The 16,120-nt window shown below is 48.0% G+C and carries 8 protein-coding genes and 2 pseudogenes; 4 read left to right on the top strand and 6 right to left on the bottom strand.

The genetic code is table 11. The annotated features are described in order from the left end of the window. Window positions 1-21 precede the first annotated feature (21 nt). Both EZMO1_RS18485 and EZMO1_RS18480 read left to right on the top strand, forming a co-directional pair. Window positions 22-252, top strand: coding sequence for a hypothetical protein (locus tag EZMO1_RS18485; protein WP_034876416.1), 231 nt, complete (start codon window positions 22-24; stop codon window positions 250-252). Between the two features lie 275 nt (window positions 253-527). Further along, a pseudogene (locus EZMO1_RS18480) lies at window positions 528-794 on the top strand (DUF4277 domain-containing protein); the annotation flags it as partial. Here the strand turns inward: EZMO1_RS18480 and EZMO1_RS18475 are convergent. The 5 genes and pseudogenes from EZMO1_RS18475 to fba (EZMO1_RS18450) all read right to left on the bottom strand — a co-directional run. Beyond that, a pseudogene (locus tag EZMO1_RS18475) lies at window positions 794-1,230 on the bottom strand (helix-turn-helix domain-containing protein); the annotation flags it as partial. The pseudogenes EZMO1_RS18480 and EZMO1_RS18475 sit on opposite strands and share 1 nt — an antisense overlap. 39 nt (window positions 1,231-1,269) lie before the next feature. Further along, entirely contained in the window at window positions 1,270-4,209 is a 2,940-nt protein-coding gene (locus EZMO1_RS18470; RefSeq protein ID WP_222842142.1) for a hypothetical protein, read from the bottom strand. A gap of 1,555 nt (window positions 4,210-5,764) precedes the next feature. After that, window positions 5,765-6,670 carry an ROK family protein gene (locus tag EZMO1_RS18460; RefSeq protein WP_034876430.1) on the bottom strand — a complete coding sequence of 302 codons (906 nt, stop codon included), beginning with the start codon at window positions 6,668-6,670 and terminating at the stop codon, window positions 5,765-5,767. A gap of 149 nt (window positions 6,671-6,819) precedes the next feature. Then, entirely contained in the window at window positions 6,820-7,884 is a 1,065-nt protein-coding gene (fba, locus tag EZMO1_RS18455; RefSeq protein ID WP_034876432.1) for a class II fructose-bisphosphate aldolase, read from the bottom strand. 301 nt (window positions 7,885-8,185) lie between these two features. Next, on the bottom strand, window positions 8,186-9,043 hold the full coding sequence (gene fba / locus EZMO1_RS18450; protein WP_034876434.1) for a class II fructose-1,6-bisphosphate aldolase: 858 nt from the start codon (window positions 9,041-9,043) through the stop codon (window positions 8,186-8,188). Window positions 9,044-9,991: 948 nt separating this feature from the next. On the opposite strand from fba (EZMO1_RS18450), the gene ptsI reads away from it, so the two are divergent. Both ptsI and adhE read left to right on the top strand, forming a co-directional pair. Next, window positions 9,992-11,707, top strand: coding sequence for a phosphoenolpyruvate-protein phosphotransferase PtsI (gene ptsI / locus EZMO1_RS18445; RefSeq protein WP_034876436.1), 1,716 nt, complete (start codon window positions 9,992-9,994; stop codon window positions 11,705-11,707). A gap of 580 nt (window positions 11,708-12,287) precedes the next feature. Beyond that, entirely contained in the window at window positions 12,288-14,921 is a 2,634-nt protein-coding gene (gene adhE / locus EZMO1_RS18440) for a bifunctional acetaldehyde-CoA/alcohol dehydrogenase (protein WP_034877459.1), read from the top strand. Window positions 14,922-15,280: 359 nt separating this feature from the next. On the opposite strand, the gene EZMO1_RS18435 is transcribed toward adhE, so the two are convergent. Further along, entirely contained in the window at window positions 15,281-15,862 is a 582-nt protein-coding gene (locus EZMO1_RS18435; RefSeq protein WP_034877461.1) for a disulfide bond formation protein B, read from the bottom strand. Between the last annotated feature and the right edge of the window lie 258 nt (window positions 15,863-16,120).

The raw sequence follows: 16,120 nt of genomic DNA, 5'->3' as shown, positions 1-16,120 counted from the left end.
TCACAGGGATTCAGGAGGGCTGTGGGGGGGGCGCTAACGAAAGCTGTTGAAGAAGCCGTTGGAGTGATTGCTGAAACCGCTGTGGACTTTAGAACGGCGGCTGAAGGACGTGATACCGCCAATGAAGGAGACGATGCAATTTGCACTGTTGTTGATGGTTTTTCTGCCCTGTTTCCAAGGGAGGGCAGGTGGGTGGTTGTGTTTTTTGGGGAAGAGGTTGTGCCCGGGGTATCGCCATCACTGGCACTGTAAGTGGAAAAAGAAAAAACGCAGACGGTTAGAAAAAAAATAGATAAAGAACAACGCAGTTTATACGTAAAATAACAAATAGTTCTGGATGAACTTTTCATAATATTTGGCAGGCCGTCTCTATAAAAATTAAAACGTATCTTCGGTGCCAGATTGTATGAGTAGTTAGTTGTATCGGTCATTCACCACCTAAGCTGACATTTTCCTGATTTCTGCTGTTTATCAAAAAAGCAAATATCAGGAAACTGCATTATGCCCCTATTCAGTATCGCACTCAGATTCAGAACATAGACACTTTCGGTCTGGTAGCCGGTATGTGCAACTTCTTCGCCAATAAGCCTCTCGATAAACTGATACGGGAAGGCATTAAACCAGAGCACATGAACGACAAAGTTCTGGGAAGAACACTGGACGAACTCTTTGAACAGGATGTCAGTAAAGTCTATTCCGAGCTGGCTATCAAGGTGGTAAAACACCTCAAATTACCGTGCGATGCGCTAAACCTTGATTGCACCGGGTTTCATGTCGATGGTCGTTATTCTGCCTTATGAGGAACACCTTTGGGTTTCTTATATGAGAACCCCTGTTGGTGCAACCATTTGTTAAGCCCTGAAACGGTATACTTGATGCCCCATCTGTCAGAAACGTAGGCGACAACTATGCTGACACAGGGGGCTGGTGGGTATGGGCATAGGTGAATTCTGTGAGATGTTCAACAAGCAATTGGGTTTGCACATCGGACAAATAACCTTCACTGCCGCCATTTTCCGGCTTCAACTTCTCTTGCTTGAGATAGTCATCCAAGTGGCGACTGATGCTGTGCTCACTTAACCTCAGCGCTTGTGCAATAAATTTGATTGACCACCCTTCAGAGCTCAGCAAAACGGCTTTAATGCGGTCACACTCACGGGCATCACGCACTTTTTTATGGCGTGACTCCAGAGCTGACTTTTGCTTGAGAGCGAGGGTGATTTTCGGCATGGTCGTACCATGAAGAAAAACCATCTAAAAATCAACCATCTAAAAAAAACAATCATTTTCAGTGGCGACGGGTCTATCAAGAAATTTTAATTCATTTTCTTCTTGGTTGTTTTTTGGCTTGTGGCCTTTAGAACCAAAAGTGTTTGAGTACAGCCACAGGACAGGCCCTGCCAGCCTCAGGAATATTTTATTGTAAACATACTCGTGACCGGGCAGTGAGAACCTGCTGTATGCTCCGCTTGACAGAAGAAGTATTGTGTAAGTACCAAAAGCAGCAGCCACCGTATAGCCAACGCCTTCACCAGCACTGATGCCACTGGATGATTGTTCTCCTATATGAGCCCGGGCAGCCGGTGAAATCGGGCAGCTACCCTGTATCAGCCCAAGAACATGTGACGGTATTCCATTGTGGTTAACGGAGAAGCAGCGGTTATTGGATACCTCCACAGTGCCATCGATGCGGGCAGCTTCATTTGCGAGTCTGGCAACTGTCAGATCAATCGTTCGTCTGGTTTCATCGGATGTACCAATAGCAATGTTGTCTTTGATAATGGCATTGATAGCGTCTGTATGGTTTGGCAGCTCTATATTGATGCCAGCCGAAGCAGACTCTGTGTCCTGAACATTGCCATGAACGTTCAGGGTTTTGTAGTGACGGACATCAATGGCAGTCAGTGCAGACTCGCCATCATTTGAGTCTGTAAAGTGGTTACTGAAAATACCAATAGTCTGGTCGTCGGTCCGGCAGCCCTGACAGCTGGCATAAATGGGGGCTCTCTGCAGTCCTCCTGAAAAGAAATTATTGCCACTGATCAGTACATCGCCTGATGAGTTCTGGACCTCGATATAATGGTAAGGTGCTTTTTCGTTCTCCCTGTTTGCGTGATATTGAAAATCATTACCACTCATCAGGAGTTTGCCTTCATAGTTGACGGCCTTGACTGCAGTGCTGAGAGGATCGCCCTGTGAATCTCCAAACGCCGAGATATCCCAGGTCATGTCTCTGGTGAAGAAACCATGACCTGTACCGGCATCATCAAGGAGAACCAGTGCACCTGCTTCGGCAGGATAATTGGCCGAAGGTTTAACCACCGCATTCCCAATGCCGACCAGCGCCACGGTCTTAAGAATATGGAGTGGTTCGTCCAGTGCATAACTGCCTGCGTGAAGCAGGATAACCTTGCCGGACTCTGAAGTCGTGGTTATTTCGTTAATCAGTTCCTGACTGTTTTTAACCATAACCGCTTCAGAGAACGTTGTTTGTATTTCCAGCTTCTGAAGGTCATCCGTAAGCTTCTGACAAACTTGTGCTTCAGAACAGGTCAGCTGGTCACACGGACTGCTGATAATGGGGGGTGATGACCGCATCTTTCCGATTCGACTTGGCATGGGAGTGCCGCAGCTATTGACTGTGGCTGTAGCCAAAACAGGCGGGGAAGGTGTAACAGAGGGTGTAAAACGTGCCAGTGCCGCCGATGCTGAAGCAAGCTGTTTGCCTGCTCTGTAATCAACATGGTTGGAGGAAAGTCCATATTCTTTAAGTGTGTAGTAGTCATTTCCTGCAACATGAAGCTTTCCGGTGATCTTCACGGATTCTTCGGGAGAGTGGAAGGACCGAAAGAGAATTCTGCGCTGAAGCTCCGGTGCGTTTTTATGGGCAATGTTGTTGAGTACATAGCCATCTATGTTTTTTTCATTTTTATGGTCTGTGATATAGATATTGCCTGCAGCCTCTTTGGTTTCCTGCCGGTTACCAATGATCCCGAAGCGCATGTAACCTCTGACGACAATTGAATACTTTGAACGCAGTTGGTTATTTGTGATAGGAATGTTGCTGTGGAAATGGTTATCGAGAACTTCAAGTCCTGGTTTTGCTGTTTCGCAGATATCACTTAAACAAGTAACCAAAACAGGAGTATATGTTAAATAACCGGTATCAAACCGGTTGTTTTCTATAACCGCACCACCAATAGCATTCAATAGCAGGATATAGTGACTCGTCAAACCGGGTCTTGCTTCCGAGAATTTGTTTTCATAAATCCGAAGCTCCCCCTCATAAGATTGGCTGTCAATGGCTCCCATGAACAGTTGTAAGGTTGTGCCCTTGTGATTGGTGGTGTTCCAGTGAATGTGATGACTGTAGAAGCCGGATTCAACTACCGTTGAATCATGGTAGAGGTGAGCCAGAGAGTTTTTGTTCGATTTGAAGTTGCCAGCATCAATTTCAATGACCGGATATTCACCGTCTTCAACGGTTCCGACCAGGGCTATTTTGTCCCTAATATACAGTGTGCGGGTCAGTTGATAGGTGCCACTTTTCAAGACAATCAGTTTGCTGGTTTTTGCACTGCCTGACAGGAATTTTCCTGTCACTGCGTCGTCCAGTTCCTTTGCATTGTTGACCACCACGGCCGTGGAAAAAGTGTGACCAGCAGAGGCTGTTTTGTTTTCGAGAAATGCCTTGCAGGCAGCAAATGCGGTTGTGTGCGTCCGGATATCATTACATGGTTTTGTTTTCGCGAGTGCCGGACTGACCGATGCGGTGACAGAGACCGGTAACCGGGCTGGCGTAATGCTGCCAACGGAAACGTCAGGAGATACATGGGTCGACGGGGCAGCTTTTACCGTTGATGACGTTGCACCGGGTGATGGTGTGGCTGCTGTTGTTTGTGAAGATACAATCCGTGATGAAGCAAGCTGTTTGTCTGGTCTGTAATCAACATGGCTGGAGCTAACAACAAATGCATGGGAAAACTCTTCAGGATTAACTGAAGCTCCGGGGGTTTTGAAAAAGTGGTTACAGATATTTCGGGCTTTTTCATCATCCCTCAACCTGTCACAGGGATTCAGGAGGGCTGTGGTGGCGCTAACGAAAGCTGTTGAAGTAGCCGTTGGAGTGATTGCTGCAACCGCTGTAGACTTTAGAGCGGCGGCTGAAGGACGTGATGCCGCCAATAAAGGAGACGATGCAATTTGCACTGTTGTTGATGGTTTTTCTGCCCTTTTTCCAAGGGAGGGCAGGTGGGTGGTTGTGTTTTTTGGGGAATAGGTTGTGCCCGGGGGGGTATCGCCATCACTGGCACTGTAAGTGGAAAAAGAAAAAACGCAGACGGTTAGAAAAAAAACAGATAAAGAACAACGCAGTTTATACGTAAAATAAAGAATAGTTATGGATGGACTTTTCATAATATTTGGCAGGCCGTCTCTATAAAAATTAAAACGTATCTTCGGTGCTAGATTTTATGAGTAGTTATACCAATTCCCCCTTTCTAAACATGAATTGCGCAGCCATTCTGAATCACGGGAGCTGCGTTGGAGTTCCTCGCAATAACCAAAGGGCACAAGTAGCTCGCTATTACTCGTCTTTTCGCTTTATGCCCTTCAGGGTATTGTCCCGCGACCCAGAATGGTTTGCTCATGGTCATATTTAGAAAGCGGAATTGGTATTAGTTGTGTCCGTCATTCACCACCTAACCTGACATTTTCCTGATTTCTGCTATTTATCAAAAAAGCAAATATCAGGAAACTGCATTAGTTCTGGGAACAGGGTTTACGCATCAAATTAAAACAATCGTACCTATCTTGTAGAGGCTGAATATTAACGACTACAGATTTTCAAAGTACGACTGTTCGGTTTGGAATTGGTGAAAATCAGGAGATATAAAACCTACTGTCGTTTAAAAATCCTGAGAGTTTGATTATTTCAACTTCTTTTCAGCTGTGTGTTAGAGAAAACAACTCCCTAATCGGCATTTGCTAGTTCAGATTGATGCGTAAGCCCTGGTTCTGGGAAGAACACTGGACGAACTCTTCGAACAGGATGTCAGTAAAGTCTATTCCGAGCTGGCTATCAAGGGGGTAAAACACCTCAAATTACCGTGCGATGCGCTAAACCTTGATGGCACCGGGGGCAGTTGTGGTTATTTTAAATTTCCATCGATGAGAGTTGATCGTTCGATCATAATGCCGGCTGGTAGTTGTGTTGTAGTTGTGTTGTAGTTGTGTTGTAGTTGTGTTGTAGTTGTGCAGTTTGTTTCTGGTGGCAGGTACGTTTGATTGGTCTTTGCAATTGAAAGCAATGAGATATGGCAGTCTGTGTGTTGGTCGCTGATGCGATTAAGAACTGAGGTTGTATCAGTTTCATCTTCTGCAAATACGTGGTCGAAGGCTGTTATGGTTAATGCTGAAGTTAAGACTGCAACTCGCCTCAGTCTCTTCGAAAAGAGTGCCATAGTGCTTTATCCCTTTTATCTGATATGTGTAATTAAGGGGTAAGCGTAGCTAGGAGCCTGTCCGAGAATAGTCTGCCCTACTGCGGTCGTAGTAAATTGGTCTAAAAATCCGATTTTGTTCGTCAAATAGCTCGCTATTCTCCTCTCAAAACCGAATTTTTATCCTCAATTTTCTACGATCCTCGCTACGGGCGCTATTCTCGGACAGGCTCCTAGTACTTTTTAACTGTGAAAAAGAATTGTTTTTATTTAGATTATTTGTAGGGAGGTGGATGCTTTTTGCCACCTCCTGATAGATACGGTTAATAATTCAACATTGCTGCCCCACGAGCACCGCCGGCATCACCAAATCGTGCTTTACGCACTTCAGGCAGTTTCCCGATTTTAAGCGTGTATTTTTTCATGAGTGGTGGAACAAGGTCGTAAAGCTCATCAAAATTTGAAAGACCGCCGCCCAGTACGAATACGCCAGGATCAATCACGTTGGTCAGACTTCCCAGTCCACAGGCCAGTAGTTCGGTGTAGAGTTTGATGGTTTTTTCAGCATGGCTGTCCTGATGGCGGTAACGCTGAATGATGTCTTTGCCTTCTGCCTGTGTGCCTGAAACGTGTCTGTAAATGATTTCCAGTCCGCGGCCGGACAGATAGTTATCCAGGCAGCCGCGCAGGCCGCAGCCGCAATCGATGATGGGGAAATCGTTGCCGCCGAGTTCCAGTGCTTGAAAAGGCAGAGGTGTGTGTCCCCATTCTCCTGCCAGATTATTTTGACCGTTATAAATCCTGTTCTTTACGTATATTCCGCCGCCGCAGCCGGTGCCTAAAATAACGCCGAAGACGCTATCGTAGCCTTCTCCTGCACCACCAATGGCTTCTGAAACGGTGAAGCAGTTGGCGTCGTTTTCTATTTTAACCGGACGATTTAACAGGTATTCAAGGTCTGCTAACAGGTTTTTACCGTTGCCGCAGGGTATGTTGGCAATCAGTGCTTTGGCTGAATCAGGTTCTATGAATCCGGGTATACCGATGCCGACGCAGCCACGTACGTTGAGCTGGTCGTCAGTATCCAGAATCAGGTTTTTTATACTTTGCCTGAAAGTGTCATAACAGTCGGTAGGTGTTGGTATGCGTTTGCTGAAGGTTCTTTCGTGGCGATCATTGTAGGCCGCCAGTTCCATTTTGGTACCGCCAATGTCCAGTCCATACAACATATCTGACGTTCTCCGCTTTATTTTGAAATTTATAGGATCAGGGATGTGATGGACGTTATAACACTTACATGATTGTCGCTAAATGATCCAGCTCATGAAACCGGTTGCGCTATGACTGGCAACCGGCTGCTGTCATTACTGTACTCTTATTACTGTACTTTAGGGTCGAGCTTGCCTTGGCTGTACAGGTCGAACATGGTTTCCAGACTCAGAGCCCGGATTTTGGAAGCGTTGCCTGCTGTTTCAAACGCCTGATAACGTTGAAGGCAGATGTCTTTCATTGCTTTGGTGGCAACGGTCAGGTATTTGCGAGGGTCAAACTCTGATTTGTTTTCCTGCATGAAACGGCGGATAGCACCGGTTGAAGCCAGTCGCAGGTCGGTGTCGATATTCACCTTACGCACGCCGTGGCGGATGCCTTCCTGAATCTGTTCAACGGGTACGCCATAGGTTTCCGGTATTTCACCACCATTGTCGTTAATGATTTTGAGCCAGTCCTGAGGAACAGAGGATGATCCATGCATCACCAGATGGGTGTTGGGGATGCGTTTGTGTATGTCACGAATGCGGTCAATGGCAAGAATGTCACCTGTTGGCGGACGGGTAAATTTATAAGCGCCATGGCTGGTGCCGCAGGCAATGGCCAGTGCATCCACATGGGTAGCCTGAACAAAGTCGGCGGCTTCGTCAGGGTCTGTTAATAATTGATCGTGAGACAGTTTGCCGACAGCGCCTACGCCGTCTTCTTCGCCGGCTTCTCCGGTTTCCAATGAGCCGAGACAGCCCAGCTCACCTTCCACTGAAACACCGCAGGCGTGTGCCATTTCAACGGTTCGTCGTGTGACATCGATATTGTATTCGTAACTGGATGGTGTTTTGCCGTCGTCTTTTAGTGAGCCGTCCATCATGACAGAGGAAAAGCCCAGTTGTATTGAGCGTTGGCAGACGGCGGGGCTGGTGCCGTGATCCTGATGCATCACCACAGGAATGTGTGGGAACTCTTCTATGGCAGCCAGAATCAGGTGTCTGAGAAAAGGGGCTCCGGCGTATTTTCTGGCACCGGCGGATGCCTGAACAATGACCGGTGAATCGGTTTCATCGGCGGCTTCCATAATGGCGCGCATCTGTTCCAGGTTGTTAACATTGAACGCAGGAACGCCATAGTTGTTCTCGGCAGCGTGGTCGAGAAGCTGTCTGAGACTGATGAGAGCCATGCTTGCTCCTTTTTTATTAGTAACTGATGTTACGCACCTTAAACGAAGGAATCAGGGCTACAGAGCAATGACCTCGTTCGGAAATCTTGATGATTCGTAGAGGGTGCGTAACTCCAGTTAGTAAAAGAGGGTTGAGGGAATTTGGTATTGTTCGAGTTATGAGGACTGACCTTATTATCGCCATGCCGGAGTCGGGATGCAAAGGTCGTTATAGATGTAAAGGTGGTTATAAATGATAAGAATAAGGAGGGAGGGGGAGAAGAATCCAGCAGCCGGAAGGCTGCTGGAAAGAAGTCAGGACTTACGCCTTGCCTTCAGAACCGAATTCACGGATCTTGCCCATTACGGTTTCAACGATCGCTTCTTTACCAGGACCGATAACCTTACGTGGGTCGTAAACTTTAGCGTCGGAAGCCAGAACTTCACGTACCATCTTGGTCCATGCGATCTGGTTTTCGGTGTTTACGTTGATTTTTGCAGTACCGCGGCTGATAGCATTCTGGATATCAGCTGTTGGGATACCAGTACCACCGTGCAGTACCAGAGGTACGCCGGTCAGTTCGTTGATTTCCTGCATTTCAGCGAAGCCCAGGTTTGGCTCGCCAGCGTATTCGCCGTGTACGGAACCCAGAGCCGGAGCCAGGCAGTCCAGACCGGTGCGCTCAACCAGCTCTTTACATTCCTGTGCGTCAGCGTAGATAACGCCGTCAGCGATAACGTCGTCTTCCTGACCGCCAACGACACCCAGCTCGGCTTCAACAGAAACACCGCGAGCGTGAGCGTATTCAACAACAGTCTTGGTCATCTCAACGTTGCCTTCGAATGGGCCGTGAGAACCGTCGATCATTACGGAAGTGAAACCAGCGTCGATGGCTTCCTTACACTTCTCGATGCTGGAGCCGTGGTCCAGGTGAATAGCAACAGGAACAGTGATTTCCATGCTTTCGATCAGAGCGCCAACCATAGCGGTGATCAGCTTGAAACCGCCCATGTAGCGAGCAGCGCCTTCAGATACACCCAGAATAACCGGAGCGTTGGTTTTCTGAGCGGCAGTCAGGATAGCCTGAGTCCATTCCAGGTTGTTGATGTTGAACTGGCCTACGGCGTATTTGCCTTCGCGTGCCTTGTTCAGCATTTCAGTCATAGATACCAGAGCCATAAACGATTCCTCGGTCAGTGGTAGCAGTTGTGATGCATCCCAGAAAGGTTTGCTTCATCGAGTTTTATCAACCTGACGTTCGTCAGGTTGAATTGAACTGGGAGTGAATGTCTTTATATGACAGTGTTCTAATAATTACTGTCATCATTAACATTCTGATTGTCAGGTTAATTGCTTTTTTAAATCAAAAGGCCAGAAATGATGTAAAGAAGTCTTTCCCAATCTGTTAGATATTGAAAAATTGTTTCTTAATACTGTCTGGTCTTACCTGTTACAGCGCTAACAGTGTATAAATACAGTTAATGTATTTAACGCCTTAGCCGCATTGAATGGACATTGATTACGAAAGCCTGACAACACAATCTCGCTATTGTGCGACATTTGGCAATTATATACAAATGCCTCGTTGTTCTTGTAGTGCTGGTGCTGAGTACTAATACGTACAAGGCTCCCGGAGGTTGCGCAATACGGTGCTTTTGATGTGATCCGTTGTCCGGGTGCAGTGGTGGCAAGGAAATACTGATACAGGTCAGGGAAATTCACATAACGGTGTTGTAATTTTCCCCGGCTAGATAAATTTGGGCAGAGATTGTCTGGAATTCACATTTTAAATGAAAAAACACTATATAAATCTGTATTTCATATATCATACTGTTTGATTATGAGTGCAAATGTTTTTTTGTTTGGCTATTGGTCTGGTGGGTGTTTTGCAGAGCATTTCACCGGATGTTGCACTATCTTGATTTGATTAATTGCTTCTGACAGTTTCGATGCTTTATTTCATTTGAAAATGTTGAATGTGATTTGATGTCAAAGCCTGTGCATGGCTGTGTGAAGATTCGGTCATTCTGTTTGAAACTAAATGATTAAATATTATTGATGTTTTGTGTTAAATGTTTTTGTTATATGCAAACGTCAGTATTAGATTGATATAAATGTGGGTGGTTTATGTTCTCAGGCATCATTGCTTCCTCCGGCGTTGCCATTGGTAAAGCATTTGTCCTTAAAGAAGCTGAATTTCAAATCAGCGATGGCGTACTGGACAGCTCTGAAGTAGACGCAAACATTGCGCGCTTCAAAGAGGCGATCGCTAAAACCGTTGAACAGCTGGAAACAATCCGCGACAAGGCGGCAGCCAAGCTGGGTGAAGAAGAAGCGGAAGTTTTCGAAGGTCACATTCTGGTGGCGACTGACGAAGAGCTGGAAGAAGAAGTTGTTGAAGCGATCAAGGGCCTGAAGCCTGCTGATGCAGCGCTGAGTGAAACCATCGCAGCGAACGTTGCGATGCTGGCAGAGCTGGATGACCCTTACCTGCGTGAGCGTGTTGCTGACATCAAGGACGTTGGTCGTCGCATGATCAAGAACCTGCTGGGCATCGACATGGCTTCTCTGGAAGACGTTGATCACGGCACCATCATCATCGCTGATGACCTGACGCCTTCCGAAACTTCCCAGATTGACCTTGAGCGTGTATGGGGCTTCATCACTAACATTGGTGGCCGTACTTCCCACTCTGCGATCATGGCCCGTTCTCTGGAACTGCCAGCTATCGTGGGTGCCAAGGTAGCCACTGACAGTATTCAGAATGGCGATACCGTTGTTCTGGACGCGATCAACAACAAGGTTCTGGTTAACCCGGACCTGTCTGCTATCGATTCCTACAAAACCCTGCAGGCGCAGCTGGACGAAGAGCGTAAAGAACTGTCCAAGCTGAAAGATCTGCCATGCACCACCGTTGATGGCAAGCAGTTCGAAATCTGCTCCAACATCGGTACCGTAAAAGACACTGAAGGTGCCAACCGTCACGGCGCTGAAGGTGTGGGTCTGTATCGTACCGAGTTCCTGTTCATGGACCGTACCCAGATGCCGACCGAAGAAGAACAGTTTGAAGCGTACAAGGCCGTTGCAGAAGCAATGAGCGATCGTCCTGTTGTTATCCGTACTCTGGATATCGGTGGTGACAAGGATCTGCCTTACCTGGATCTGCCGCATGAGCTGAACCCGTTCCTGGGCTGGCGTGCAATCCGTATGTGCTTCGACAAGCCTGAGATTCTGAACACCCAGCTGCGTGCCATTCTGCGTGCTTCTGCGTTCGGTAAGCTGAAGATCATGTTCCCGATGGTGATTTCTGTTGAAGAAGCCCGTCGTCTGAAGCAGATCGTTGCTGACGTGAAAGCGGAACTGAGCAAAGAAGGCATCGCGTTCGACGATACCGTTGAAGTGGGTATCATGGTTGAAACACCAGCTGCTGTGATGGTTGCTGACCTGCTGATTCAGGAAATGGACTTCTTCTCCATCGGTACCAACGACCTGACCCAGTACATTCTGGCGGTAGACCGTGGTAACGAAATGATCGCGGACATGTACGATCCAATGGCTCCGGCTGTTCTGCGTGCCATCAAGCGTGTCATCGACTGCTCCCACGAAGCAGGCAAGTGGACCGGTATGTGTGGCGAAATGGCGGGCGACGAGCGTGCTTCCCTGATTCTGGCGGGTCTGGGTCTGGACGAGTTCTCCATGAGTGCCACCTCTATTCCACGTGTTAAGAAAGTTCTGCGTAGCCACAAGTACGAAGAGCTGAAAGTGATGGCTGAAGCGGCTGTAAACCAGCCAACCACTGAAGACGTAAAAGCATTGCTGAACGACTTTATTGCCAAGCACTAAGCTGTCTGTGACGTATGATTGCTGAATCATACGCTCATAACAGAAGCCTGCCGTCAGGCAGGCTTCTGTAAGTCTGAGATTGTAATGTTAGCCAATTATCATTTCCGGATTCCAAGCAGCTTTAAGTACTTTGTTTTATAAATAGACGAAGGTTATTTGGCATGCGGAAATGGTAACCACCTTAAGCTTGAACGCAGTGATGGTCGTTAAACGACTACTGACTGCAGGACAGTTCACACAATAAAGAACTGCCAACAACGAAATATAAAGAGGGGCTGGCAATGACCAGCTCCGGATAGCGGTAACGCGTCAGAATAGCTGTTAATGACACGGCACGACGTTTATACCGGCTAGGAGCCTGCCGGCCTTAAGACTGTCCTACTGCGGTTGCAATAAATTGGTCTAAAAACTCCTGATTTTTCGTTGAATAGCTTGCTATTCGCCTCAAAATCAGAAGCTTTTATCCTCAATTTCTTGCAATCCTCGCTACGGACGCATAAGGCCGACAGGCTCCTGGAGCCTGAATGAATGAACGAATCAGGCTTGGAAGGATTTCGATGACAAGTATGAGGTAATGCAAATGGCCAATGATAAGCCTTTAGCGAAAGAAGGGCGGTCAGCCAAAGCAGTAAAACAGGAAACCGGTAAGACAGAGGTTGAGGTTCAACTCGACGCTCTGCTGGATCGAGCCAAAGCGGCTCGTGAAAAATACCTGGAGCTGGATCAGGAAGCGATCGACCGAATCAATAAGGCGATGGCGCTTGCTGGTCAGGCAGCGCATATGGAACTGGCGCGTATGGCGGTTGAAGAAACCGGCCGTGGTATTCTGGAAGACAAGGTGACCAAAAACATCTTCTCGACCGAGTACATTCATCACTCCATCAAGTACGACAAGACTGTCGGCGTTATTGAAGATAATCAGGAAGAAGACTTCATGCTGGTGGCGGAGCCAGTGGGTATTGTCTGCGGTATTACCCCGGTGACGAATCCGACGTCTACCACCATGTTCAAATCCATTATTTCCGCCAAGACCCGTAACCCGATTGTCTTTGCTTTCCATCCGTCTGCCCAGAAGTGTTCCAGTGAAGCCGCCCGCATTCTGCGTGATGCTGCCATCGAAGCCGGCGCGCCGGAAGACTGTATTCTGTGGGTAGAAAAACCTTCTCTGGAAGCCACTCAGAAGCTGATGATTCACCCGGATATTTCCGTCATTCTGGCCACCGGTGGTTCCGGCATGGTTCGTGCGGCTTACTCTTCCGGTAAACCGGCTTTGGGTGTAGGTCCGGGTAACGTACCTTGTGTGATTGACCGCACTGCTGACCTGAAGCAGGCGACCAATGACCTGGTGATGTCCAAGAGTTTTGACAATGGCATGATCTGCGCCTCAGAGCAGGCAGCGATTGTTCATGAAGCCGTTTACCCGCAGTTCATCAAAGAGATGAAGGCGCTGAATGTTTACTTCACTAACCCTGAAGAAACCAGAAAACTGGCGGAAGTAGTGATTGTAGACGGGCACGTTAACAGCAAAATTGTTGGCATGAAGCCGGTGGTGATTGCTGAAATGGCAGGGATCAAGATCCCTGAAAATACCCGTGTTATTGCTGCTGAAATTGAAGGTGTCGGGCCTGAATTCCCGCTGTCGCGCGAGAAGCTGTCTCCGGTACTGGGTGTTCTGAAGGCTCGTGATTCCAAGCACGGTATCGAGCTGGCTGACAAGATGCTGAACTTTGGTGGTCTGGGTCACTCTGCGGTACTGCACGCGCAGGATGATGATGTTATCGATCAGTTCTCTCTGGCGATGAAGGCTGGTCGTATTATCATCAATTCACCGTCTACCCACGGTGCTATTGGTGATCTGTACAACACCAACATGCCGTCACTGACTCTGGGTTGTGGCACCTATGGTGGTAACAGCACCACGTCCAACGTTTCAGCGGTTAACCTGATTAACGTTAAACGTGTGGCGAAGCGTCGTGTGAGCATGCAGTGGTTTAAACTGCCACGTAAAATCTACTTTGAAGCCAACTCCCTGCAGTATCTTGAGAAGATGCCAGACATCTCTCGTGTATTTATCGTCACCGATGAAACCATTCAGAGTCTGGGTTACGTTGACAAGATTCAGTACCACCTGAGTCGCCGTCAGGTGCCTGTGCAGGTGCGCGTTTTCAATCAGGTTGAACCTGATCCGTCACTGGCCACTATTCGTGCCGGTGCTGAAGATATGGATCGTTTCCAGCCAGACGTGATTATCGCTCTGGGTGGTGGTTCTCCCATCGATGCGGCGAAAGGCATGTGGTTGTTCCACGAGCAGCCCGGAGCTGACTTCGAAGGCATGGCACAGAAGTTCCTGGATATCCGCAAGCGTGTCTACAAGTTCCCGAAACTGGGTAAGAAAGCGCGTCTGGTAGCCATTCCAACCACGTCCGGTACCGGTTCTGAAGTGACTTCCTTTGCGGTGATTACTGACAAGGAAAAAGGCATCAAGTACCCGCTGGCGGATTACGAGCTGACACCGGATGTGGCGATTCTGGATCCGAATCTGGTCGCGACTGTGCCTAAGAAGGTGACGGCGGACACCGGTCTGGACGTACTAACTCACGCTCTGGAAGCTTTTGTGTCGGTGATGGCGTCTGATTACACCGATGCTCTGGCGATGAAGGCTATTCAACTGACCTTTGACTACCTGCCAGCGTCGTACGAGTCTGCCGACAAGCGTGCCCGTGAGAAGATGCACAACGCTTCCTGTATTGCAGGTATGGCCTTTGCCAACGCTTTCCTGGGTATCAATCACTCCATGGCGCACAAACTGGGTCATGAGATGAAGATCCCTCATGGTCTGGCAAATGCTCTGCTGCTGCCACATGTGATTGAATACAACGGTAACAGCAAGCCTTCCAAGGTAGCGACCTTCCCGAAATACGATCACTACATCGCACACGAGAAGTACGCTGAAGTAGCCAAGACTCTGGGTCTGCCGCACAGCACCACTGATGAAGGGGTTAAATCACTGGCAAATGCCGTTCGTGACCTGATGAAGAAAGTGGGCATGCCTGGCTCCCTGAAGGAAATGGGCTTCAACGAGAAAGAGTTCCTGGCGAAGGTGCCGGAACTGGCCGCTCATGCCTTTGAAGATCAGTGCACCACGGCCAACCCTCGTATGCCTCTGGTGACCGAGCTGGAAGGGCTGCTTAAAAAGGCTTACTACGGCGAATAAGCTCACTGCTGTGTAGTCTTTAGCGATAAAACGTAGAACGATAAATGGGGCAGATGATGAAAGACGCATCTGCCCCATTTTTTTGTCTAATAACTGCGGTTGATATAGGTGCTTATAGCCCAGTGGCGGTGGCTTAAGCACTTATTTCTTAAAAACAAAGGGCTGTAGGTTGGGATGAACGAAGTGACTCCCAACACGGTGAATCCCTTGAAGGGCATGGGTTTTATAGCTGTAGTGTTGCGGTGACAGGTTGATAGTGACCGTGTTGGGAGGTCGCGTTCCGCTCGTCCCAACCTACAGTCCGAACTCGTTGAGACAGCGTGCAGAGCTACTGTGTTCTTGGGTTCAGTGCCATTGGCTTATAGCCAGCCTTGCAGTAGCTTGTAATGCACAGGGTTTTCAGCACAGGCATAAAAACCACATTCCAGAAAAGCTGAAACCATATTCACCGAAACCACTAAATAACAGAGGACAACGGCCAGTTTTATCCATGCGGGTTGTGCTCCGAAGCCGATGAAAGCGGATGAAACGCTGAAATGGCTGGGAACAAGAAAAGTTAAAGAAACGGTTGCAATAATGGTGGTGAAGCAGAGAAATGACCAGGTGTAAAAGTGCCAGCTGAAAACTGTTCCTCCGTAGCCCGGATTACCGGGAATAACATGGAGGCTGATTTGGCGCAGTGCTATGCCTGCCCCCAGCATGGCTGATACCAGTAAAATACCGTAATGCCAGGGTCGTGTACCGTAAAAAATATTCAGCAAAATCGCGAACATGCAACCGGTAAAGGCAATGCGCTGAAGTAAGCAGAGTGGGCAGGGCAGGTCGTGACAGGCAAACTGGTTAAGCAGGGCAAATCCCAGAACGCCTGAAAGAGCTAAAAGTCCCAGGGCGTTTATTTGTCGCCATAGGTTTGAAACAACAAGTGGTTCGTTCTGACTCATGATCATTTCCTAGAGCATTATGGACAAGGTGTCGAATCCGTCATGTTGCAGCCAATAAACGGCCACCAGGTAGGAAAGAAAAAATACACCCAGTGCCGGTTTTAACCGGTTTTTCAGAATGAAGCTAAAAGCTATCAGTAGTAACAGAAAGATAGTGCCAGCCATAACAATCATCACTCTTGAATATCTGATTTGAAATGTAGTCCATAGGCCGAAGACAGGAGGGATACACAACTATAACAATCCTTGGTAAAAACC

Source organism: Endozoicomonas montiporae CL-33, assembly GCF_001583435.1.
GTDB classification, from domain to species: domain Bacteria; phylum Pseudomonadota; class Gammaproteobacteria; order Pseudomonadales; family Endozoicomonadaceae; genus Endozoicomonas_A; species Endozoicomonas_A montiporae.
The sequence above is the reverse complement of the archived record's forward strand: the minus strand, read 5'-3'. Positions and strand labels throughout refer to the sequence as shown.